The organism is Methylobacter sp. Wu1, from assembly GCF_036553575.1.
In the GTDB taxonomy this organism is placed as follows: domain Bacteria; phylum Pseudomonadota; class Gammaproteobacteria; order Methylococcales; family Methylomonadaceae; genus Methylobacter.
Genome location: NZ_JAZHOC010000074.1, coordinates 65,534 through 89,157, shown reverse-complemented (window position 1 = coordinate 89,157; position 23,624 = coordinate 65,534). Strand labels below are relative to the sequence as shown.

The following is a 23,624-nucleotide window of genomic DNA, read 5'->3' as shown; positions in this document are numbered from 1 at the left end:
AAACTGACCAGACCATTTAGCCCATGCTCAAATAACGCTCTCCGGTATCATGAATAATGGTGACAACTGTTTTTCCCGGCCCCAGTTTTTTAGCCACCCTTAAAGCAGCGCAGACGCTGGCTCCTGATGAAATGCCTGCCAGAATGCCCTCTTCTTCAATTAATCGCTTGCGCATTGCGAATGCCTCATCCGTGCTCACCAATTCAATACTATCCAATAAATCCACGCTCAGGTTCTTGGGAACGAAGCCGGCGCCGATGCCCTGAATTTTATGAGGACTATGGGTGCCGCCGGATATAACGGGAGACTCTGCGGGCTCTACGGCAATAACCTGAAAATCGCCTTTTCTTTTTTTGATAACATCGGCAACCCCTGAAATCGTTCCGCCCGTGCCTACGCCGCACACGAACGCATCAATATTTCCATCAGTGGCCGACCATATTTCTTCTGCCGTCGTCTGTCTGTGTACTTCCGGATTGGCGGGATTCTCAAACTGTTGAGGCATAAACGCGCCCGGCGTATTGGCGACGATTTCTTCTGCCTTATTAATAGCGCCCCTCATGCCTTCGGGCCCGGGAGTCAGAACAATTTCCGCACCGTACAACGCCAGCAAATGCCGTCTTTCCACCGACATGGTTTCCGGCATGGTCAATATGCATCGACAGCCGCGCACTGCGGCAACCATCGCCAGAGCAATGCCTGTATTGCCTGATGTCGGCTCGACTATGGTGCCGCCGGCCTTAAGCTTGCCTTCCTGCTCAGCTGTTTTGATCATCGCGAGGCCGATCCTGTCTTTGACTGAGCCCCCGGGGTTGCGGGACTCGAGTTTGACCACTACATCAGCTGAATCAGCCTCTGCAATATGCCTCAATTTCAATAAACTGGTGTTGCCAATCAATTCACTAATATCCTGAGCGTAAGTCATTTCTTTCTCCTAATTAAATTTATTGATTCCGACGTTGAGATAATTTTAGACCAAACCAGCAAATCGGTTTAGACGTGAGAATCGGCTGTCAGCCGCCTCCCTTTCTCGTCATCATACCCTTTGATGGATTATAACCAATGATCGCCGCTGTCATAAAAATAACGAATGCGACCAATGTGTAAACAAAAGCCTCCTGATTAAACTGCTCGTACAAGGCGAATCGAGTTAGCTCAACCGCCTGCGAGAACGGATTGTATTTAGCAAGATTATAAAGCAGCTCACTGGATTCCTTGATTTTCCACAAAGGATAGAGCGCCGTGGACATGAAAAACAGCGGAAAAATGACGAAATTCATGACGCCTGCAAAGTTTTCCAGTTGTTTTATGAATGAAGACAACAATAACCCCAGAGCGCCCAGCATCAGTCCGGACAACATCAATGTCGGCAATATCCACAGATACCCCTGCCACGGAGCCTGTATTTCATAAAACCAGGCAATCGCTAAAAACACATACACCTGCAAGATGGATACCGCCGTGCCGGCCAATAATTTGCTGAGCAATAAAAACCCTCGCGGCAGCGGGCAGACCATCAGTATCCGCATGCTGCCCATCTCCCGGTCGTATACCATTGACAATGAGCTCTGCATACCATTGAACAGTTGAATCATGCCGATCAGGCCGGGCGTGATATATACTTCATAAAGTATATAAGTTTCATAAGGCGGCGTGATAGCCAGCCCTAATGCCGCTCTAAAGCCGGCGGCAAATACGAACAGCCAGACCAAAGGCCTGACCAGAGCGGAAATAAAGCGCTCGCGTTGCGTGACGAAACGCCATAATTCGCGCCAGATGATGCCCCACATTGCCCGCCAGTAATGCAGTATATTCATGCCTGCTCTCCCTGCGTCAATGTGTAGAAAGCCTCTTTAATCGTTGCGGATTGGGTGACTTCCTGGACTTCATCAACAGTGCCCTGAGCTTTAATGCGGCCTTTATGCAGCACGATCAAGCGATCCTCCGGATAAATTTCATCAATCAAATGGCTAGCCCACAAAACAGCCATCTGTTCCTCGCCGGCAAGCCTGTGCACATACTCCACGATATCGTGACGGCTGGGCACATCCAAACCGACGGTAGGCTCGTCCAATAACAGCAGCGACGGCTTATGCAGCAGCGCCCGAGCAATCTCGACCCGCCGTCTGTGCCCACCGTTAAGTTCTCGTATCTGCTCAAAGCGACGCTCGAACATGTTCAAGCGCTCCAGTTCTTCCTGAATCCGCTGCGCGGCCAGCTTGCGGCCCATGCCGTGCAAAGCGGCATGGTAACGCAAGTTCTGCATCACCGTCAGATCCATGTCCAGCGTGGTTTGTTGGAAAACCACCCCCAGCCTTGCCAGGGCTTTGCGCGTTTGCCGCTTGATATCGAAGCCGCATAGTTCGATGCGCCCGATCCGAGTGTCATAAAGCCGCGTAATCAATGAAAACAGCGTGCTCTTGCCGGCGCCGTTCGGCCCCAACAGAATCGTGCACTCGCCTTGCTGAATCTGAAAACTCACCTGATCCAGCGCTTTCTTGCTGCCATAGGAAAAGCTTAAGTCCTTGACTAATAATGCTGTAGGCGCACTCATGGCTTGACTGCAACTCCCCAAGGGTAAAGCCCGACGCCGACCGATTTAGTCACTTTCTGGCTGTCCAGATCGATAATGGAGATATCATTGCTGATACCGTTTGTGGTATAGAGTCTTTTCTGGTCAGGCGAAAAAGCCAGGTTCCAGACCCGTTGACCGACCAGAAGATATCTTTCGACTTCAAACGTCTTTGCATTGACAACCGCGACACGGTTTGCAGGCCCTAACGCCACGTAGCCTCTGTTTCTATCCTTATCGATCACGATGCCTACCGGCTGAATTTTATCGCTAGTGACGCCAGGTATTTCAAAGTGGATGTTTTTGACGATTTGTCTGGTATTGGCGTCCAGAATCGTTAAAGTGCCGGCCATCTCCGATGTCGCCCATAACTGCTGACTGTCGGCTGTGAAGTTGACGGCGCGGGGGCGCGGATCAACCAGGGTATTGTCGGTAATCGCCATGCTTTTCGTATCGATCCAATGGAGCATATTCGTCGTCTCTGAAGCACTGATCACCCAACGGTTATCAGGACTGACCGTAATGCCTTCAGGCTCGACGCCCACCTGAATCTGTTTGACGGCCTTTTTGCTGGCGGTATCGATGACGGTTACCCTACTGTCATCTTCATTGGAGACATAAAGCCGGTCGCCGGCCGGGTTCAGTGCGAATGTCTCAGGGTCCTCACCCGACGGCAATTGGCCTACTACGGCCAAAGTGTCGGCATCAACAATCCTGATGGTATTGTCATCGCTGGTGGCAACATAGAGGTACTTGTTATCCGGACTGATGGCGATGCCGCGCGGACGCTGGCCGACAGGCACTGTCTTGATTAACTTGCCTTCCACCGGATCGACGACTGCCAGGGCATTATCTTTTTCCAGCGTGACGAAAACAGTCTCCGCCTGTACTGAACTCATCGATGCCATTGCCAAAAACAGTGCTAAATAATTTTTTTTCATGCAGCTTCCTCATTTACATGTTGATTCGGATTGATCATACCCTAAAGTGTCGAGTTCGGTTTTCGGATGCAGAAAACCTTCAATCGGTGCTACGGCGACCAATGATCTCGGGGCCGCCAGCAGAATCGGCTGCCTTAATTGGCCGTTCCAGGAGCGGAAAGACAAAGGATTGCCTTTATAGCCTTGCAACGCAAACTGCTCACTCAACAGGTAATCCTTAACCGGTTGCAATTCATTGGATTTCGTCCGCGTAGCCGCTTCGCCTACGGCCCTGACCGCCAGATAAGCGGCATAATCCTGCTCTTCCATCCAGCGCCCGGCCTGTTCCTTGAAACGATTTTGAATCTGCACGGCGCCCCATTGCTCATGCGTCCGGTGCCATGCCGTGGCAATCAAGCCTTGGGTTCCAATCACCGGCCGCGGATACCAGGTGCGATAATCGAGGTATTCCCCGAACAGCCCCTGCTCATCGGCGACAACCAGCACATCATAGTCATCCACTTGGGTAAATACAGGCACATCCGATTGCGCCGTGCGCCTCGCATCGTAAGTGTGCTCCCAAGCTTTTTCTTCCACAATTTTCATGCCGAAACGCTTGGCGGCCCGCCTGATGGCATCGGCAAACAAGCGATCCTCGGGATTGGGGCCGATGACCAGAAACCACTCGGTCCAGCGTTTTTTCATCATATATTGCGCTAATGCATCGGCCCGCATGGCTCTGCTGGGCAGCATGTGCAGCACGTTTTTGCGGCACTGCTCATTGCGCAAGGCATCGTCGCGCGTAGCCGCATCGAACAACACCATCTGCTGAGCCGCAGGCAAATCGGCAATGCCGATTATCTGCTCGGCAGGCAGCGTACTCACGACGAACTGAAACTTGCCGGCAATATTTTTGTTGAACTCCTCAGCGACATTGCCGCCAATCGGCACGATGAATTTTTTCAGGACAAATTTCTGTCCGGTAAATTGACCTGTCGTATTGTTGTCATCAATCGCCAGCCCTGCCCCTAAAACGCCCTTATTTTCGATAAAAGGATCTAAATTAGACAGAGGCGGAGGCGCTTGCTGCTCCTGCGCCAAATAAGCGATATCAACCGTCTGTTTAGCTTCCGCATAAACCAGACTGACAGTAAGCAATTGAATAATAAATAAAAATTTAACAACTATCCGAAGTGACTGGCTGCGCAACACGGTATTTCCTTAGCAATAAAAACGAACAGATCATCAATTTTAACGGATTCACCGACTTTTTTGCTTTTCATTTGAAGTTCGCGCAAAACCGTTATATTGAAATTTACCCATTTACAGGCAATACTTGGAATCATCCTGATAACAATGGTAATCACCATACCCATGAGCTTTGATGATGCAGAAGCTGCCGATGAATTTTTTGACTTTGATCTAGCAGAAGATCAAGCCATCAACAATCGCATTACCACTCGCTTCATAAGAAAAGACATCAAAGTCACCTTCAGTAAAAACGGCCTGTTCAGCTTTGGCCGCGAAACGCCGGCCGATTTAATTGACATCAGCAGCAAAGGCGTCTTGATTCGCAGCCATAAAAAACTCGATATCCGGGACGAAATAACGCTGGAACTTAAGTTCGACAGCGGAAAAACTTTTAAAATCGAAGGCATCGTGGTCCGCAAGCCCACTCTTTCGAATATCCGGTATGGTATCAAATTCAAACGTTATAATGACGAACTCGGGGATTATTTGCTCGAAACCCAGAAAGAATTAATATTCAAATGAATCCCATTTCTGTACAGTTTTGGTAAACATCCTGTACTAATCATGCAAGACAACTTAATCCGAATGACACACTTTACATTAAGCGATATATACATTTACCCGGTAAAATCATTGGCGGGCATCAGTGTGCGCCATTGGCCCGTTACCAAAACCGGACTTTTGCATGACAGAAAATGGATGCTTATCGATAAAGACCGGCAATTTCTGAGTCAGCGCAAACTGCCGCGAATGGCCTTGATTAAAACGGCCCTGGCCGAAAACGACCTGGTCCTGTCCGCGCCCGGCATGGAAAACCTGATACTGCCGCTGACGCCCGAAGGCGGCGAGATCATCGACAGCACCATCTGGCGCGATCAGTGTGATGCCCGCAGCGTGTCGCCAAAAGCCGATCAATGGCTGAGCCGTTTTCTAAACATCGATTGCCGGCTTGTCTATCAGCCCGACGACGAGATCCGTCGAGTCGACCCTAATTATGCCCAAACCACTGACCAGGTCTCGTTTGCCGATGGCTTTCCTTTTCTGATTATCTCGGAAAATTCGCTGGCTTCATTAAATCGTGAAATGGGACTGGATTTTCCGATAACCCGCTTCAGACCCAATCTGGTCATTGCCGGCTGCCCTGCTTATGCTGAAGACAGCTGGCGCGAAATCCGCATTGGCGCTATTGATTTCAGGCTTCCCAAACCCTGCTCGCGCTGCTCGGTGCCCACCATAGATCCCGAAACTGCGCAAACAGGCAAAGAACCTCTGATAACACTTAACCGTGTCAGAAAATGGCAAAATAAAGTCTACTTCGGGCAAAATGCCCTGCATGATCAGTGCGGCGTACTGACGGTCGGCGATATTGTCCAGGTCAAATCGACCGGGCCGAGCCAACCACCGATTTAATCGCAATTCATAAAGGCGGCTGAAGCCGCCTTTTTTATTGCCGACAGGCGACGAAAGTCACCCCCGCCTTTAAACTATGCCGTTTTTTCATGGCTCTCCCCAAGTAAGCCTCAGCCTTTGCCCTATTTTATTGAAACATGCCAAAAACTCTTCTATTTGTTGTTGTTCCGCTGCTGTCTTATGGTTTCTGGCTAAGCGATGAATTTAAAGGCATTGCCGCAGGCATCGCGATTTTTATCTTCGGCATGCTGTCTCTGGAACAAGGCTTTAAAGCCTTTACCGGCGGCATGCTGGAGCGGATTCTGCAAAAAACCACGGATACGATCTGGAAAAGTCTCAGCTTTGGCATCGTATCAACGTCTTTTATGCAGTCAAGCACCCTAGTTTCGATTATCACCATTTCCTTTTTAAGCGCCGGCTTGCTCGATTTAGCCGCAGGTATTGGCATCATATTCGGCGCCAATCTCGGATCAACTACCGGCGCATGGCTGATTGCCGGATTGGGATTGAAAGTCAAAATCTCCACTTATGCCATGCCCATGCTGGTTTTCGGCGTTTTATGCAGTTTTCAGAATGACAAGCAGCTAAAAGGGATCGGTTACATCCTGACCGGATTGGGCTTTCTTTTCCTCGGCATCCATTTTATGAAAGAAAGTTTCGAAAATTTCGAAAATACCATCAAGCTGGCGGATTACGCCATGCCGGGCTTAAAGGGACTGTTGATTTACACATTAATAGGCATCATCGCCACCATGATCATGCAATCCAGCCATGCCACGCTGGTGCTGATCATCACGGCGCTGTCCGTGCATCAGATCACTTATAACAATGCACTGGCGCTGGCCATCGGCTCCAATATCGGCACGACCTTTACCGCCATCATCGGCTCCCTGAGCGCCAATGTCCAGGGTAAACGACTGGCCGGCGCGCATCTGCTGTTCAACCTGCTGACCGGCATTATCGCCCTGATTTTCATCAGAGAATTTATCATTGCCGTTGACAGGATCGATGCCGCGCTAGGCATTGCTGTCACGGATAACACACTGAAACTGGCGACTTTCCATAGTCTGTTCAATCTGGTCGGCGTTGCCGTTATGCTGCCGTTCGTGAACCATCTGGTCGCGCTGCTGGAAAAAATATTCGTAGAGAAACGCCCCAACCTTTTCAGGCCCAAATATTTAAATCCGTCCGCCATCGGATTTCCTGAAACCGTCGCTGAATCGGTCAGGCTGGAAACCATCCATTTATATGACCATGGCATCCATATCATTCTGCATGCGTTTGGGTTGCGCAAACGCAGCCTTTCGGACCAATCCGATCTCAAACACTTGATAAAACAAAATAACGACCCTATCGAATACGATATTGACGCGGGCTATGAGAAAAGAATAAAAGGCATCTACAGCGCCATCATTGCTTTTATCGGCCAAGCGAATTCCGCATGGGAAATGAAACAATCGCCCAATCTCGCCTTGCTGCGCGATGCCAACCGGACGCTGGTTGAAGCGATCAAAGACACCAAACATTTACAGAAAAACTGGGTCCGCTCCAGAACCTCGAAAAATCAGGCCACAATCGACGAGTATAAAAAAATCGCTTATCAGATAGTGTCGCTGATCCAGCAAATTGAACAGTTCAGGCGGGAAATTGCCGAGAACGAATTGCCGTTATTGTCATTGGATGTTTTAAAGGCGATGATTGAAGACGAGGATATGCGAATGAACCGCTCAATTGACACACTAATCAGGGAGCGAAAAATCACGCCTGAAACCGGCTCGTCTTTGATCAACGACAGCACATACATGTACAACATCAAGAAAAATTTGATTAAAACTGCCGAAACGCTATTTGTGAATGACAATATCAACGCTGTTCACATTGAACAGCAATTAGCCCTGGATGAAGCCGAGATCAAGGAAGTCGTTCAAGCGGTGGATGCGCCCATAACAGACAATCCGTAGATTAGGATTATACTCGACAGTACTTTTTTAATTCTTGCTTCCACCCGCCATGAATAAAGAAAAGCTATTGCATAAATTACAAGCCTTTTTTGACCCTGCCCAAAAAAGAAAAAAACGCCACAGAGAAGAGCTGAAAAAGATCCTGAAGAGTCTCAAGAAAAAAGAACGGAAGATCTCGGATAAAATAGAACAGGCTGATGATGAATGCTTGAAGAAACTGTATCAAACCGAACTGGAAATCATCCGCCTGCAACGCAAAAAAGGCATCGACGTACTGCAACAGCTCAAGGAAAATAAAGATTCGACCGACTAAATTCCCTATTGCGTATTTTCGCGCCTGGCACGGTCTTTACTAAAGCGGGCACGTACAGTAGTATGCTCGACAATGATCCAGCAGCTTGAAATGCTAAATACTTATAGAAAGCCTGCCGATCACTCAACGGCTGATCTGGCTGCATTATCTGACTATTAAATCAACATCCATAACGCGACAATTACATACAGACCTCATGGCCACAAACGAAAATCTGCCATCACCAAATTTTATTCGCCATATCATCGACAACGATCTCAAGGAAAACAAAAATAATGGAAAAGTCGTCACCCGGTTTCCGCCTGAGCCCAACGGCTATCTGCATATCGGCCATGCGAAATCGATCTGTCTGAACTTCGGCATTGCCCGCGAGTATAACGGCACTTGCAACCTGCGTTTCGACGATACGAACCCTGAAAAAGAAAGCGACGAATATGTAGAATCCATTAAACGCGACGTGCAATGGCTGGGCTTTCAATGGACGGAATTACGCCATGCCTCGGACTATTTCGAACAGCTTTACGATTATGCCGTACAGCTGATCAGAGACGGCAAAGCCTATGTCGATAGTCTGTCTGCCGAACAAATCAGAGCCTATCGCGGCACCCTGACCGAACCCGGCAAGGAAAGCCCGGACAGAAACCGCTCTGTAGAAGACAACCTGGACCTGTTCAGACGCATGCGCGACGGCGAGTTTGCCGATGGACAATACGTACTGCGCGCCAAGATTGATATGGCATCGCCGAATATCAACATGCGCGATCCTGCTCTGTACCGCATTCGCCGCGTTCATCACCAGCGCACCGGCGACAAATGGTGCATCTATCCGATGTACGATTACACACACTGCATCTCCGACGCGCTTGAAGGCATTACGCACTCGCTGTGCACACTGGAGTTTGAAGACCATCGTCCGCTTTACGATTGGGTTCTGGACCAGCTCGCTACGTCCTGCCATCCGCAGCAGATAGAATTTGCCCGCCTGCAATTGGAATACACCATCGTCAGCAAGCGCAAGCTCAATCAGCTGGTCACCGAAAAACACGTCAATGGCTGGGATGACCCGCGCATGCCGACCATTGCCGGTCTGCGCCGCGCAGGCTTTACGCCTAAAGCCATACGCGATTTCTGCGAACGCATCGGCGTGACCAAACAGCATTCATGGATAGAAATGGGCATGCTGGAATACTGCATCCGCGAGGACCTCAACGAGAATGCGCCCCGCGCGATGGCCGTACTGCGGCCTTTACGGGTAGTCATCGAAAATTATCCCGACGACACGACCGAATACATGGAAATCAGCAACCATCCCCAGAAGCCTGAGTTCGGCAAGCGTGAAGTTGCCTTCTCCAAAGTCGTGCTGATTGAACAGGATGATTTTGCCGAAGTGCCGCCGCCTAAGTTCAAGCGCCTGATAGAAGGCGGCGAAGTCCGCCTGCGCGGCGCTTACATCATTAAATGCAACGAAATCATCAAGGATGCCGACGGCAACATTATCGAACTGCACTGCACTTATGATCCTGACACGTTGGGCAAGAATCCGGAAGGACGCAAAGTCAAAGGCGTCATACACTGGGTTTCCGAAGCGCACGCACAGCCAGCGGAAGTACGTTTGTATGATCGCTTGTTCAAGCTGCCCAATCCGGATAATGAAGAGAATTTCCTCGACGCATTGAACCCGAACTCGCTGGAAATACTGACAGACTGCCGCGTCGAAGCCAGCCTGGCTGATGCAAAGCCTGAAAGCCGCTACCAGTTTGAACGCACCGGCTATTTCTGCCTGGACTCCGACAGCTCAGACGGAAAGTTGGTATTCAACAGGACAGTGACTCTGCGCGATAGCTGGGAAAAAGACTGATCGCTAGAAAACTAACCGGACCTGATCAAAGGTTGCCCATTTGATATATGGGCAACCTTTTTCTTCACTGTAACTCGGAATGCACAACAAAACGTCATTTGAGCTGCAGCCCTGCCTTTGCTGACAATTCCATATTCTTAGTCTAGAATGGAGCGGCTCTTAAAGTGATTTAAAAATACCCATCTTTAAAATCTAACGCCCACTTCTAAAGGAACTCATTGCTTGACTTTTCTGCGCAACCTCGGAACAGCGCTTACCGCAAGCCGCAAATGGCGCTATTCATTGCTGGCCCTGCTTGGTCTGGCAGTCATCATAGTCATCGGGACGGGCCTATATCATTGGTATTCGCGGGCTAGGACCGAGCCTGCGTTAGCGGTCGAGGTAAACCTGCTGACCCCGGATGCCTTGCTCAACACACAAAGCCTGTCCAGACTCCCGAAAGATCTGCTCACGGCCCCGGTTCTGCAGCATCTGGCCCTGGAAGACCTGTTCTTCTATTATCAGGAGAATGAGGAGCGGCTGAGCCTGGAAGGTACTTTAAGGCGGATCGGCTTTGAGCACGAGCTCAATCTGGGCGATCGCTTCCTTGCTGCGATTCTCGACCGCCCGGCCCAAATCGCCTTTTGGAAAAGCCGCGATGGCCGACTCGGACGCTGGCTGACGGTGGTCCGCCGCGAAGGTTTGGTGCCGGTCCTGGAAGCGCTGGCAAAGACGGCCCTGGCCGACAGCCAATTGCGCATCGCCGGCGCGCTCCCAGGCCCCAGCGCCCCCCAAGTATTCGAACTGAGTTATGGGCGCCGCCTGAAGCTATATTTCGCCAGCGTCGGAGATCGCCTGCTGATCTTTTCCGATGCCGGCATCCTGCTGCACACAGATGCGGAGGAACTGGAGAGAGTCAACCGCCTGCTGAACACGGAAAACCCGGCCGACCTTTGGACGCAGAGTTTCCAGTTGGACGCTCAGCCCCATGTCCATACTTTCGCGGTGTCCGCGAATTACCTAAGCCTGGGCTATCAGACGCTATTTCCGACGTTGCACGCGCTGCGCTTCGATTATGATGCTCCCGGCTGGACAGCGGCAGTTTCGGCATCGCCCCCTTTCCCCACGGCCTCCAAAGTATGGAACGCCGTACCCGACCATCCGGCCTTATGCGCGGCAGTTCCAATCGATCCGGACCGGACAGCCGCGCTCCTGTCCAAAGTGGTGTCTGCGGATGATGCCGAGCGCTTGGCGGACGCCCTCGAGCCGCCTGCCGCCGTGTGCTGGTACGACAAGACCAAACTCTACGCTCCTTTGGTAGCGATCCGGAAAAATTCCGAAGCCAGCTTGAACACGACCCTGCAGAGCTTGTTCAGGGCCGCCATCGGCACCCACGAAGCGGGCGTGGCGCAAGTCGAGCCATCCGCCGCTAAACCGGCACAACAGGCCGGAGAAGATGAGCCAGCAGAAGCCCCTGTTGTCATCTATCACCCGCCGTTCGAAGTCTTGGAGGACAAGCAGGCGAACGGTACGGTCTGGCGTCGTGAAGTCAGTTCGCCCTACGGAATCCGGCCGCGAGAAGATAGTAAGCGCAGTGAAGACATGCGCTCAGGCCGCTATTTCACTGTCGCTCTGGCAGAGTGGCGAGATATGCTGCTGTTCTCGCCGGATGCGACGCTGGTGGATGATGCCATTGCGGTCCTGGAGGGACGCTATCCGGCCCTGGGCGACGCCCTGCCTAAAAATAGCGAAACCGCTGTAGCGATGTATCCCGACCGCCTTGTCGACATGGTCACAACCGCCCTGCTGGATAGTCTGCCGGGCGAACGGGAACCGATATTCCGGGCCAATGTCTCCGAGCGCCTGCTGCCGGAACTGGAAAAGCTTAAGGACGGACGGATCATGCGTCTGCCGGCGCCGACTGGAAAAACTGCCTGGGAACCGCTCAAGTGGTCCGAATAGTGCTGGCGGCGCTGGCTCTGCTCGGCGCTTCCGCAGCCTGCGCCGAACCGGTGCTGGACACCCGGCAGACCGATGCCTTCCGCGCCTGGTTCGTGCGCATCGTCGGCGAACAGCTCCGGCAAGGGCCGACGCCGCGCTGGGCGCAGCAGGACTGCGCCGGTCTGGTCCGGTTCGCCGTGGGCGAGGCGCTCAAAGCGCATGGCGAGGCCTGGCGCAAAGCCAACGGGGTGTCTAACCGCTTCCTCCCGCCGGAAGTCCGACTGACGCCCGAACAGTCCGCGCTGCATAACCGCTGGAGGCGGGCGGACGGCCAGCGCGGCGCCTACGCCTCGGCCATAGATCTGGTCCAGGAGAACAGCGTCTTCATATCCTCGGATATCAACCAGGCTTTGCCGGGAGACCTGTTGTTTTACGACCAGGGCGACAGCCAGCACCTGATGGTATGGATGGGGGATTACATCGCTTACCATCGCGGCTCCAAGGCCAAAAACGACAACGGCCTGCGGGCCGTTCCCCTCGACACTCTCATGAATTGGAAGGACACCCGGTGGCAACCACGACCCGACAATCCCAACTTTGCCGGTATCTACCGTTTCTCGTTCTTATCACGCTGATTAACATCGCGTGGGCGGGCGACATTGATCCCAGCGGCTATGAACGAGCCGCCGGAGACAGGTTCTTTTTAGTCGCGGAAACCCCGTTCGGTTCCGACGAAATGGCGGTGGTCAGGCTGGACGGGCCGACGAGCGCTTCGGACGAGGATGCGGACATCCTGATATACCGCGTGCCCGACCCCTTGGCGTTTCTGAAAAGCCAGCGCAACCTGCACCGCATCCAGGTGACGGCGCAATCCCGCCCCGAAGGCATCGTCAATGCGCTGAACTACGTCTTCGACACGTGGTACAAGAAAACCCGGCTGGCCTGGCAGCGCATCTTTTCCAGCGAGGCGCGGGCCAAAGTGGTCGAGGCTATCCCGACGCTCAAGCAGGCGCCGCCGCACAGCTACCACACCGAATTCCGCCATGATCCGCAGATTAAGCCCCTGCCCGGCTTCGAGCTGGTCGATCGCTTCCGTTACCCGATCTGGACAGCGAAGCCCATACAGCAGGACTCGACCGTGAACATGGAGGGCAGCAGCAGCGAATTCATCAATCCCAAACCGGGCGATGTGAAAATCCCGCTGGGCAAACTGCCGCCCGGCCTGTACCTGGTGGAAGCCGCCATCGGCGGGCAGCGGGCCATAACGGTGGTATTCGTATCCGATATGATCGCGGTCGCCAAGGTGTCCAGGGAACAGTTGCTGGTTTGGACCGCCGAGCGGCAAACCGGCCGTCCTGCCGGACAGGCCCGCATCCTGTTCTCGGACGGGGTGGGCGTAATGCAGGAGGGCGAGACCGACTCGCGCGGCCTCCTGATGATCCAGCGCAAGATCCCTGAGCGCAGCTACATCATCGGCCAGGACAGTCGGGGCGGCGTGTTCGTTTCGGAGAATTTCTACTACGACAGCGAGATCGAAGGCGACAAGCTTTACGCTTTCACCGACCGGCCGCTTTATCAGCCGGGCGACAAAGTCCACGTCAAGCTGGTGGGAAGAACCTTCCAGGATGCGCTGAACTCCTCGCCCCTGGCAGCTGGCAGCGTCACCCTTTCCGTGCTCGACCCCAACGGCACGCCGGTCGCGGTTCAGGCATTGCAGGCATCCCCTGAACAGGGCGCCAACGCCGAGTTCCGCTTGCCCAAGGAAGCCGTAGCCGGCGGCTATACCCTGAACCTGAGCTATCAGGGGGCGGCCTACATGGGCTCGTTCCGGGTCGCCGCCTACACCAAGCCGCATTTCGATGTGGAGATTACGACCCGCGAGCAGAACTACAAAACCGGCCAACCCATTCATGCGCGCATCCAGTTGCGCTATCCGAGCGGAGAGCCGGTCAAGGGCGCCACCGTGGACCTGAACCTGCGCGCCCAGGCGCTGAACCTGCTCGGCGGCGAGGGCTACAATAATTATTACACCGGCGCCCAGATGCATTTCCCGGTCAAGCTGGCTCAGGAAAGCCGGATCGCCGGCGACGACGGCGCGGTGGAGTTCGACCTGCCGCCGGCCAAGGAACCCAGCCATTACATTTTGCGCGTGGCTTGTGCCGACAGCTCGACCTATCGGGTGACTGCGGTCAAGGAATTCATCATCGAGAGCGGCCGCAAACTTTATCAACTCAGCGCTGCCGCTCATGTCTCCAAGCCCGGCGAGGGCATCGATTTCACCGCCGAGCCGTTGGCTGGCACTCGGCAGGCGGCGGGCCAGGCCGTGTCCTGGGAAACCCTGCGGCTGGATGACCAAAGCCGCGCAACCGGCGAGGTGAAAGACGGCCGCTTCAGGGTAGAATTCACTCAGGCTGGCGCCTATACGGTGCGGATCAAGGATGCCGACGGTGAAGTCGTCGGCCGGACCGAGCATTGGGTATCCGACAATGGCGCCAGACTGGCAACGGGCGGACTCAGGATCGATCTGGACAAGGACGAATACCGCGAAGGCGAAACCGCCCATGCCCTCATCAGCTTCCGCGATCCGGTGGACAACGCTCTACTCACGCTGGAACGGGATTCCGTGCAGGGCGCAGGACTCATGGCTGAAGGCACCGACTGGGCCAGCCTCACCCGCATCGGCGAAACGCAATGGCGGGCGGATATTCCGATACGCCCCGGCTATGCGCCCAACCGGGTGTTCTCGGTGCTGTACGTGAAGGATGGACACTACAACTTCCAGAACAAAGGCATCAAGGTGCGGATTCCTGCCGTCGAGATCGCCTTCACTGCCGATAAAGCGATTTACCGGCCCGGCGATGAGGTACGGGTGGAAGTCCGCACGCAACTGGATGGCCGCCCCGTTTCCACCCGTCTCGCCGTGGGTGTAGTGGATGAAGCGGTGTACGGCCTACAACCTGAAATCGCGCCGAACATTCAGGACTTCTTCCAGCACATCCGCCGCAACCAGGTGCGGACTTCATCCAGCCTCAATTTTCATGCCTACGATATGGCCCTGCCCGTCGAGCGCAGCGCCCCGCCGCAGCCCTCCTACAGCAATCGGCCATTGAAAATGCTGGAACGCCCGCGCCGGGAAGCCATCGACACCGCCGCCTGGCTGCCCGATCTGGTGACCGACGCCGAGGGCAAGGCCAGCTTTTCGTTCAGGATGCCACAATCGCTGACCCGCTGGCGCATCACCGGCCGGGCGTGGACCGATGCCGGCGCGTTCGGGCAGAGTGTTGGACAACTGGTCTCCGCAAAGGACATTTATCTTAAATGGACAGGCCCCCATTCTTTCGTGGCCGGCGAAAAACCGGTCATCACCTTGGTGGGCTATAACCGGACAGCCAAAAACCAGCCTGCGACATTCACGGCCAACGGCGACGGCATCGACCTTAACCGGGAAGTGGAATTAAAACCGGGCGCCAATTACCTGGAACTGCCTTACGACGCCCGAATCAGCGGCGCGCTCAAGACTGCGCTGGCCGTCAACGGACAAGTGCAAGACGTGCTGGACACGGCGATCGAGGTGGTTCCTAAGGGCTGGCAAACCCGCTATGAGCAGCCGGTGGATCTGAAGCCCGAGGGCAGCACGGTTGCTCTGCCCCAGGGTGCGAGCAATATCCGGCTCATGCCCGCCGCGAAAGGCTGGCAGCACTTCTGGCGCATTGCCGAATCGCTGGCGGATTATCCCTACGGCTGCGCCGAGCAAACCGCGAGCCGGCTGATTCCTCTCAGCCTTGCCTATGGTCATCTGAAATCGCTAGGCCCCGACCCGTCCGTGCAGAAAACGACCGCGGAACTGCGGGACGAAATCGCCAACGCCCGCTTGCGGCTGGTCAAAATGGCCGGGCCGAATTCCGCATTCGGCTGGTGGGGCAATCAATCCAAAGATGATCTGCTGCTGACCGCGTATGCCTATTTCGCCGACTGGCACGCCCAGCAAACGCTGGGCATCACCGCGCCGCCCGTCACCTGGCTGAGCCTTCTGGATGTGTACAAGCAGCAGGCCGCCAGCGAGGACATTCTGACTCAGGCTACCGCATTGTGGCTGACCAGCACGATGGGCTTGCCGGTCAAAACCCAGACACGAGCTTTAGTCAGGCGCATCATGCAGCCCGGCGAGAACAAGCCCAGTGTGACACCGGGTTTGCTTACCCACATCCTGCATGAAGATGAGCTTGACGAGAAAGCGCCCGCCACCCGGCTTCCCATGCTGCGCCAGGACGAACGACTGGCCTTGCTGATCCTGGATACACTGGGCGATGTGGGAGCCTATGACCCGGCGGCCCGAAAGATCGTGGATGCCTTCGCAGGCGATATTCCCGAAGCCAGCGATGACCGGCTGAAACAAGCCGCCCTGATGCTGGATGCCGCCCGCAAGGGCCAGCCTCCAGCAGACGGCCAACTCTCGGAACTGCTCGCCGATATCGGCCCGGATACACCGACCTTGGAACGCTCGCTGGTGCTGCTCATGGCGCAAAAAGCCGCGGGAGCGGAACCTTACGCAGCGGCGGAAAAGCTGGATTTCACCGCGCCCCCGGCTTTCGAACCCGCTGAATCCCGCTTCGGCCTGCCGGTCTGGAAACTGGCCGGCAACCGCGACGCCGGCGCCGCCCCCCTGAGTATTCAGATCTCTGCCGCCAAGCCGGCGGCAGCCTATCTGAGCTATGAATTGCATGAAGTAGAGATTCGGAATCCGCTTTCCGACGTCCGGGTGACGCGCAAGCTGTATAAACTGGACTTGCAAAAGCCGGATGCCGAACAGGAGGAGAACGGGGAAGCCGAGGAAAGCCCTGGGCCGGCCTATGCCGCCACGGAAATCCAGCCGGGAGCGGAGATCGATTCCTCGGCCCTTTACCTCGATGAAGTGATTGTCAGCGGCGAAAGCGGCGCGCGCTATGGCGCCGTAGACATTCCCTTGCCTTCGGGAGCCGATGTGGAAGCCGCACCGTGGGGCATGAAAATTTCGGGGCCGGGTTTTGGCGGCGGGGCAGCGGAAGATGGGCAGGATCAGGCGCAATCCCAGCCTCTGGAACTGGAGAACACCGAATACCAGGCTTTCCCGCATCGATACACCGTTCCGGTCGAAGCGTTAAATGGCGATGCCCGCTTCCTGCACCTGCTCCGGTTTTCCCAACGCGGGAAATTCGAGCTTGGCCGGGCGCGCTATTTCGAGATGTACCATCCCCGCCGGCAAGCGCTGCAAACCGGGGCAGCTTATACACTCAAGGTCAGGTAGACGATGAAAAGATTGAAGCACGCTTGCAGCCTTTGTCTCTGGGCATTTTCCACCTTCACGGCTGGGGCCTGGGCAGGTTCTCAGGAAATGCCGTGCCAGAGAAACCGGCTTATGGAGCAATGGCTGGATAAGCAGACTCCGCGCTGGAACAGGCAGCTGGCTGTAATCGACGGATTCGAGGCGCCCGGCGGCATCGAAATCTGCCTCGCCCATTCCGGCAGTCCCCGCGCGGACTATGCCGCCAACCGGATCTGGTTGCGTCATCTGGATTATGAGGAAGACCGCCGCAGTCTGGCGCACGAATACCTGCATCTGGCGTTCAAGCATTCCCCGCGGGCGCTCGACGAAGCTTTCATCGAAGCCACCGCAAGACAAATCCTCGAAGGAGACGTATGAGATTGTTCAAGATGATTGCCGCTGGGACCGCGCTGCTGGCCTGCGGTATGCCCGCCGCCGCGGCCGGCTTCGATTGCAGCAAGGCGACCAGTGCGGTCGAAACCGCAATCTGTGCCGATAATACGCTCTCGGCTGCCGACGAGGCCGTGGCTGAGCTTTACGATCAACTCGCCTGGCTTGCATCAGGCGATAAGAAAGCCTTGCAGCAATTGGCAGCCGGGCAAAGGGAATGGCTGCAAAAACAACGCAATCCCTGCCAGGATAATGCCTGTATTGCCTCGGCCTATAGCCGTCGGCTGACTGAAATCGAAACCCAGATCAAAGCCTTTACCGACGCAGCGCCAGCCGCTCCCGGCCGGGCCGAACTGGACGCGCCCTTGGGCGGCTGGCGCAATTCCTCCGGTGAACGGATGCGCTACGTGCAGAAAGTCACCTATCCGGCCTCGGACGTAAACGCCGAAGATGAGGACAGCCCGCTGGCGCTGATCAAGGGCCGCATCGCCGCCAGCCCGAAATCCGGCGTTGATGTTGAACAGCCGTTAACACTGGTGGTCAACGGCGTCTCGATGCCGCTCAAAACCGACCAGGGCGAATTCGAGCGGCCCTACGCTTTCGGCGCCGGCTCGAACAGCGTTGAAATTCTCGCGCCCGACGGCAGGAGCCTGGCGCGAACGCAGTTTTACGAAGCCTACCGCGAAAAGCCGAGTCCTAAACTCCGTGTTGTGCTGTCCTGGGACAGCGACGGTACCGATGTCGACCTGCATGTGATCACACCGGACGGCGGACATGGCTTCTACGGCAACCGGGTGTTGGAAAACGGCGGCGCGCTGGACGTGGACGTGACCACAGGCTTCGGTCCGGAGATTTTTTCCATGCCCACAATCCTGCCGGGAACCTATCTGGTCTACGTGAATTATTACGGAGGTTACGACAGCGACGAGCAACTGACTACGGGCAGAATCACCGTGATTACCGGCGAAGGCACGCCGGATGAGAAAATGGAAACCGTCACGGTTCCCTTGCGCCATCCGGGGGATTTGGCTTTGGTGTACTCGTTCAGTTACCCCTAATCATGAGCGCCAACAATTGCCACATCCATCATAGAGATTTTCGGCTGAAGGGCTGAGGCCGCTCGAACCCGGCCTGACTGAGCCAGAACCTACTACAGTTATGTGTTGCAGTGGTTCCTATACTGACTTCAAACAAGCTCGTAGTTCACTAAATGAGGCTTCAGCTCATCAATGGTATTGTTCATAATGACATCAATTATGGAAAGGCCGCCCACGAATCCTTCGCCTCCCAATTGCTTATACTTCTCCAACTTCGCTTTAATGAATGAGAGATTTACACCCTTGTCGGAAAAGTATTGTTTATCGTAAAGCGCCGTTCCTCCTATTGGATTTATGTAATTTTCAGAATCAAGCGACTTGACTATCGTAATAAGCCTGTCAGCTTTATCGATGCCTTTCGTTTCACCGAAACATTCGGATGAAACCAGAAAGTTTTTCTCAATATTTAACATTTCAAAGAAATCAGTCACAGATTTCATTGCCAATTGACTGATTAAGTCAATATCGGTATCCAATACTTTATCGACGTAACTCATGCCTGCTTGATAATTACATGCCTTGCTATAAGATTGTTCTAATTGCTTAATGAATTTCGATTTGAATTTTTTAATATCAAGTACATTGATATTCTTAATCAATTGAAAAGAGCTTCTTTTTCTCAATGGAATGGTAAAAGTGTATGGAACTTTATTTAATAGCAATCGGTTTCTGTTAATCCACCCTTGTTTGATGTAATTGACATCGTCATAGAAAACGAATGTATCGCTTGCCTGCACCAGGCAATAATAGCCGATATATGGAAATACGTAAGGCTGCATGATTGCAACGTTTTTTCCGTTCATGTTAAACACACCGTTTTAATGTACTAAAGGAAAAGTACCAACGCCGACGTTTTCAATCACTTTTTGCACTGGTGTTGTAACGTGAAACTTCAATCGGATTGGTTCTGACGGTTGGCTTCGATGAACACTTCGTCCGCTATAGCGCGATCAGTGTGAAGATTAATAGGAAAAAATATTGCTATAAATGTGATTATGAGAAAAAAACTGTTTTTTCATGGGGCATCTCCTCTCTGACGGATTACTGAGCAGAACCTGATAGAAACAGGACGAAAACCTCTTCCTCGAGATTAAACGCTTGAACCATATATGAAAGATGTGACTGATGCGGGAAATTTTTGTTCAAGATTTTTTAACCCATGGGTCATTAGATTGGATTGATAAGTCCGGCATGACGCTGCGCTCCATGATGGTTTTTACAGCACTGCAACTCAGCTTACGAATGTTCTGCTTAAGATTTTTAACCTCGCAAATCTTGTCGCTTATCAACTTTACAGAGCCGGACACGAGTCTTTCGATCTCATCCGGCACCTATTGTACAACCGCCGCCTTGAAATTCAGGTGTTCAAAGAGATGTGTATGAAGGATCAACTCGCGTTTTTGGCGAAGGTCTCTATCAGTGTTGCCATGGATGCGGCATCAGAGGTGCCGCACGCCTTCAACCCTGAAATGACGCTGGCCTGATTCCGCTCCGGCTGATTCTGGCTCACTTTCCATTTGCCTGACAGTTTGGTAACGGTAATTTCAATGCCGACGATCGCCTCGATCAGCTTTTCCGTATACTCATAAGGCGCATCCGATACGGCCCATTGCTCGGAAAAAACCGCTTCGTTATGTGCGGTCAGCGCCTCGAGCTGGGAACGTAGCCATGAAGCATCATCAATAACACGCAACCTGCCGTAAGCATGAACAACAGCATAATTCCAGGTAGGCACCACTTTTCCGGTTTCCTGCTTGGAAGCGTACCAGGATGGGGTAATGTAAGCATCCGGACCATGAAATATAGCCAGCACCTCAACATCTTTTGCCAGATCGAACCACATGGGATTGGAACGGGCGACATGGCCTCTCAAGACTCCGAGCGGCGCCGACTCTGCCGACACGAGCAGCGGAATGTGATTTGCATTCAGTCCGTTTGCAGACAGCGTAACCAGCGTAGCAAGTGGCCGGGCCCGAATCAGGTCATGCATGACTTCGATTCTGGGTTCATCAAAATGCTTCGGTATGTACATGGATTTTTCCCTTATATTCCGTTAAAGATAAGCAAGAGCAGAGCGCTTGCAGAAAAGATAGCTTTTGATCAGATTGAACTATTGCCCAAGCACCACCATTTTTTTCCGATTCTTATAGTTTTGAGGCATCGACATATTTCTCACCGTTAAAAACGTAAGTCACATTTTTGGCGGGAACTATGGAAACGCCGTTTTCTCCGCTTTCAGTGCCGGTGCGGGTGATCAGCAGATCAGGATATTCGGCATTCTCGCCGGGAACGATGGATATAGTGCCTGTATAACGCCAACACGGCATCGAGCCGCCTTCATCAGAGGGTGCTTCATCACAGGCGCCGGAATTATCCGCATCCGTTTGAACATAGCCAAGATCGCGCCAGCTGTTTTTCGAGTAGGCGAACAGCGCCTTTCCTGATTCGAAAAACCCGCCCATGCCGCCTCCGGCATCGAGCATAAATGCAATGTTTTCGGGCGACAGTTGAAGTATTTCAGCTTGTTTCACTTCCGGGACATCGCCCCATTCCCCGAAATCGCCAAATTTTGGCTGTTTCGATACGGCCTGCCATTGACTATCTATTCGCTTATAAGTGATTGCGCCCACTTTGACGCCCTGAGCATGCGCTTTGACGATCGCGCCGGATTGTGGGTCGATTTCCTGAGTTTTCGTGAAAATGACATGAAACTCATCGTTGCCTAAGCTGAATGATTGTTCAAACCAGATGCTGCTCAATTCGTTAGCCGAAATTCTGACCTTCCCGCCTGAATCGGGAATGCCGAATAACTCGCTCAAGGCTGCGGTATGATCAGGCACGGCAGACAGGTTTTGCGACAAAAATGCCGAATCTTGACCGTCTTGCCGACTGTAAAAAAACACAGAGACAGCGATGGAAATAATCAATGCTCCAGCCAGAACGGCAATGAGTCTTGATTGTTTCACTGATAATTTTTGGTTCATTTTCTTTCTTATAAAATCCGTTAATCAAAAGATTGAAGCCCGACATGATGGGACGACCGGCCCCAAAAATGTGCACTAATTTTTCATGCAAATTTAAAGATTGTTTACATTGCCGAGCAAATTTATAAAACTTTACGGCTCAGATTATTTCATCCTTATGCTACAGGCATATTCTGGCTGGATGGCTGTATCAATAACAAGACAAACAATAAAGCATTTTTCAAACTATTCAATTCTGCACAAAAAGCCTCGCCGGCATTTGTTCTGTTTGTCGCATTCTTAATAAAAACACCTCATCAGGCCAGATGATTTCCAATAACTATTCCCTAATGATCTCAAGAAGAAAATCATGAATTTGGAATTGTTGCCTGACTAACCGGCACATTATTCAATAAACTGCGCAAGGACCCGGTCAAGCTGAATTCAATCACTTCAACTAAGACAGCTTCCGTAAAAGCATGATTAGGATTTTTTAAGCTTGCTGAACTAGAAGCAGCTTCAGCGACGCATAGCGTCGTTGAAGCCATTGCTGGACATTCAGGACTTACGCAGTTTTCCTGTTCAACCGCCGAAACAAGCGGTTTTAAAACCTGTAAGGGCGACTTCGCCTAGAGCGCCTACTGTTGGTAGTCGCCTTTTATCTGAATGGGCGACTGAAGTCGCCCCCACAGGCTTGCGTAAGTCCTGACATTAAATCTTTTAATCTTCCGTACTGCCAATAAAACGATAGATTACTGCACCAAGCAGTGCGCCAATGATAGGTGCCACCCAAAACAGCCATAGCTGAGCAACCGCCCAATCCCCGACATAAATTGCGACGCCTGTACTGCGCGCAGGATTTACTGAAGCATTGGTCACCGGAATGCTGATCAGAAGAATCAAGGTAAGACATAAACCGATGGCGATGGGCGCCAAGCCCTGCGGCGCACGCACATCCGTCGCACCGAGGATGACGAGCAGAAACATCATCGTCATCACGACTTCCGTGACCAAAGCCGCTAACAGAGAATAGTCGCCTGGTGAATGCTCCGCATATCCATTGGAAGCGAATCCTGCCGAAACATCAAACCCTGCTTTGCCGCTGGCGATCAGATAAAGGATGCCTCCAGCTACGATAGCGCCTAAGACTTGCGCTGCGATATAAGGCAGTAATTGGCTTGCGGGAAAACGACCACCAGCCCAGAGCCCGATGGAAACAGCAGGATTCAGATGGCAGCCGGAAATATGCCCGATTGCGTAAGCCATGGTCAGCACTGTCAAACCGAAAGCCAGCGCAACTCCAAGAAAGCCAATACCAAGATCAGGGAATGCCGCAGACAGTACCGCGCTGCCGCATCCGCCGAGGACAAGCCAGAATGTCCCGAAGAATTCAGCAATATATTTTTTCATACTCATCTCCTTAATTTATGATTATTTTTTAACGCAATAACTAAGCCGCCATGATGGAAAGCATAATAAAATTTATTTAAATTTCATGTAATAAGCTTTTATTTTTAAAAAACACAACCAAGTTTATATTCTAGACACCTCAAGTCAAGAATTTAATCATCAGTCCTTCCCTGGCGAATTTATGCGATTCAAGTTTTATTCTAATCATCCAGAACGAAACATAACGGAGCGGGTAATTTATTAGAACCGCTTATCTT

General features: G+C 52.8%; 20 protein-coding genes. 10 read left to right on the top strand and 10 right to left on the bottom strand.

Annotated features, from left to right (window positions below):
• Positions 1-16: 16 nt before the first annotated feature.
• From cysK to V2P20_RS16735, 5 genes are all read right to left on the bottom strand, one after another.
• Positions 17-925, bottom strand: a complete 909-nt coding sequence (gene cysK / locus V2P20_RS16755) for a cysteine synthase A (protein ID WP_331820304.1) — start codon at positions 923-925, stop codon at positions 17-19.
• An 88-nt stretch (positions 926-1,013) separates the two neighbouring features.
• The gene (locus V2P20_RS16750; RefSeq protein ID WP_194968866.1) at positions 1,014-1,817 is read right to left on the bottom strand and encodes an ABC transporter permease; all 804 of its coding nucleotides are present in this window, start codon (positions 1,815-1,817) and stop codon (positions 1,014-1,016) included.
• Positions 1,814-2,554, bottom strand: coding sequence for an ABC transporter ATP-binding protein (locus V2P20_RS16745; protein ID WP_331820302.1), 741 nt, complete (start codon positions 2,552-2,554; stop codon positions 1,814-1,816). Before V2P20_RS16745 ends, V2P20_RS16750 begins: the two co-directional genes overlap by 4 nt.
• Positions 2,551-3,513, bottom strand: a complete 963-nt coding sequence (locus V2P20_RS16740; RefSeq protein ID WP_331820300.1) for a PQQ-dependent catabolism-associated beta-propeller protein — start codon at positions 3,511-3,513, stop codon at positions 2,551-2,553. Before V2P20_RS16740 ends, V2P20_RS16745 begins: the two co-directional genes overlap by 4 nt.
• A gap of 9 nt (positions 3,514-3,522) precedes the next feature.
• On the bottom strand, positions 3,523-4,659 hold the full coding sequence (locus tag V2P20_RS16735; RefSeq protein WP_331820482.1) for an ABC transporter substrate-binding protein: 1,137 nt from the start codon (positions 4,657-4,659) through the stop codon (positions 3,523-3,525).
• Between the two features lie 189 nt (positions 4,660-4,848).
• On the opposite strand from V2P20_RS16735, the gene V2P20_RS16730 reads away from it, so the two are divergent.
• From V2P20_RS16730 to V2P20_RS16685, 10 genes are all read left to right on the top strand, one after another.
• On the top strand, positions 4,849-5,265 hold the full coding sequence (locus V2P20_RS16730) for a PilZ domain-containing protein (protein ID WP_331820298.1): 417 nt from the start codon (positions 4,849-4,851) through the stop codon (positions 5,263-5,265).
• Positions 5,266-5,328: 63 nt separating this feature from the next.
• A complete protein-coding gene (locus tag V2P20_RS16725; protein WP_331820296.1) occupies positions 5,329-6,153 on the top strand; it encodes an MOSC N-terminal beta barrel domain-containing protein in 825 nt (274 codons plus the stop codon).
• A gap of 137 nt (positions 6,154-6,290) precedes the next feature.
• Positions 6,291-8,114, top strand: coding sequence for a Na/Pi symporter (locus V2P20_RS16720; RefSeq protein WP_331820294.1), 1,824 nt, complete (start codon positions 6,291-6,293; stop codon positions 8,112-8,114).
• Positions 8,115-8,181: 67 nt separating this feature from the next.
• The gene (locus tag V2P20_RS16715) at positions 8,182-8,427 is read left to right on the top strand and encodes a hypothetical protein (RefSeq protein WP_331820292.1); all 246 of its coding nucleotides are present in this window, start codon (positions 8,182-8,184) and stop codon (positions 8,425-8,427) included.
• 196 nt (positions 8,428-8,623) lie between these two features.
• The gene (locus V2P20_RS16710) at positions 8,624-10,285 is read left to right on the top strand and encodes a glutamine--tRNA ligase/YqeY domain fusion protein (RefSeq protein ID WP_331820290.1); all 1,662 of its coding nucleotides are present in this window, start codon (positions 8,624-8,626) and stop codon (positions 10,283-10,285) included.
• Positions 10,286-10,507: 222 nt separating this feature from the next.
• Positions 10,508-12,226, top strand: a complete 1,719-nt coding sequence (locus V2P20_RS16705) for a DUF2138 family protein (protein WP_331820289.1) — start codon at positions 10,508-10,510, stop codon at positions 12,224-12,226.
• On the top strand, positions 12,226-12,840 hold the full coding sequence (locus V2P20_RS16700; protein WP_331820287.1) for a DUF1175 family protein: 615 nt from the start codon (positions 12,226-12,228) through the stop codon (positions 12,838-12,840). Before V2P20_RS16705 ends, V2P20_RS16700 begins: the two co-directional genes overlap by 1 nt.
• 170 nt (positions 12,841-13,010) lie before the next feature.
• The gene (locus tag V2P20_RS16695) at positions 13,011-17,489 is read left to right on the top strand and encodes an MG2 domain-containing protein (RefSeq protein WP_331820285.1); all 4,479 of its coding nucleotides are present in this window, start codon (positions 13,011-13,013) and stop codon (positions 17,487-17,489) included.
• 3 nt (positions 17,490-17,492) lie between these two features.
• On the top strand, positions 17,493-17,885 hold the full coding sequence (locus V2P20_RS16690; protein ID WP_331820283.1) for a DUF2300 domain-containing protein: 393 nt from the start codon (positions 17,493-17,495) through the stop codon (positions 17,883-17,885).
• Positions 17,882-18,955, top strand: a complete 1,074-nt coding sequence (locus tag V2P20_RS16685; RefSeq protein ID WP_331820281.1) for a DUF2135 domain-containing protein — start codon at positions 17,882-17,884, stop codon at positions 18,953-18,955. Before V2P20_RS16690 ends, V2P20_RS16685 begins: the two co-directional genes overlap by 4 nt.
• A gap of 128 nt (positions 18,956-19,083) precedes the next feature.
• On the opposite strand, the gene V2P20_RS16680 is transcribed toward V2P20_RS16685, so the two are convergent.
• From V2P20_RS16680 to aqpZ, 5 genes are all read right to left on the bottom strand, one after another.
• The gene (locus V2P20_RS16680) at positions 19,084-19,797 is read right to left on the bottom strand and encodes a WbqC family protein (RefSeq protein ID WP_331820279.1); all 714 of its coding nucleotides are present in this window, start codon (positions 19,795-19,797) and stop codon (positions 19,084-19,086) included.
• 584 nt (positions 19,798-20,381) lie between these two features.
• Positions 20,382-21,026: an FMN-binding negative transcriptional regulator gene (locus tag V2P20_RS16675; RefSeq protein WP_331820277.1), complete on the bottom strand. Its 645-nt coding sequence runs from the start codon at positions 21,024-21,026 to the stop codon at positions 20,382-20,384.
• Positions 21,027-21,138: 112 nt separating this feature from the next.
• Positions 21,139-21,978, bottom strand: a complete 840-nt coding sequence (locus tag V2P20_RS16670; RefSeq protein ID WP_331820275.1) for a hypothetical protein — start codon at positions 21,976-21,978, stop codon at positions 21,139-21,141.
• Positions 21,979-22,325: 347 nt separating this feature from the next.
• Positions 22,326-22,505 (bottom strand): hypothetical protein, encoded by a 180-nt coding sequence (locus V2P20_RS16665; RefSeq protein ID WP_331820274.1) that lies wholly within the window; start codon positions 22,503-22,505, stop codon positions 22,326-22,328.
• Positions 22,506-22,677: 172 nt separating this feature from the next.
• Positions 22,678-23,367 (bottom strand): aquaporin Z, encoded by a 690-nt coding sequence (gene aqpZ / locus V2P20_RS16660; protein WP_331820272.1) that lies wholly within the window; start codon positions 23,365-23,367, stop codon positions 22,678-22,680.
• Positions 23,368-23,624: the final 257 nt, after the last annotated feature.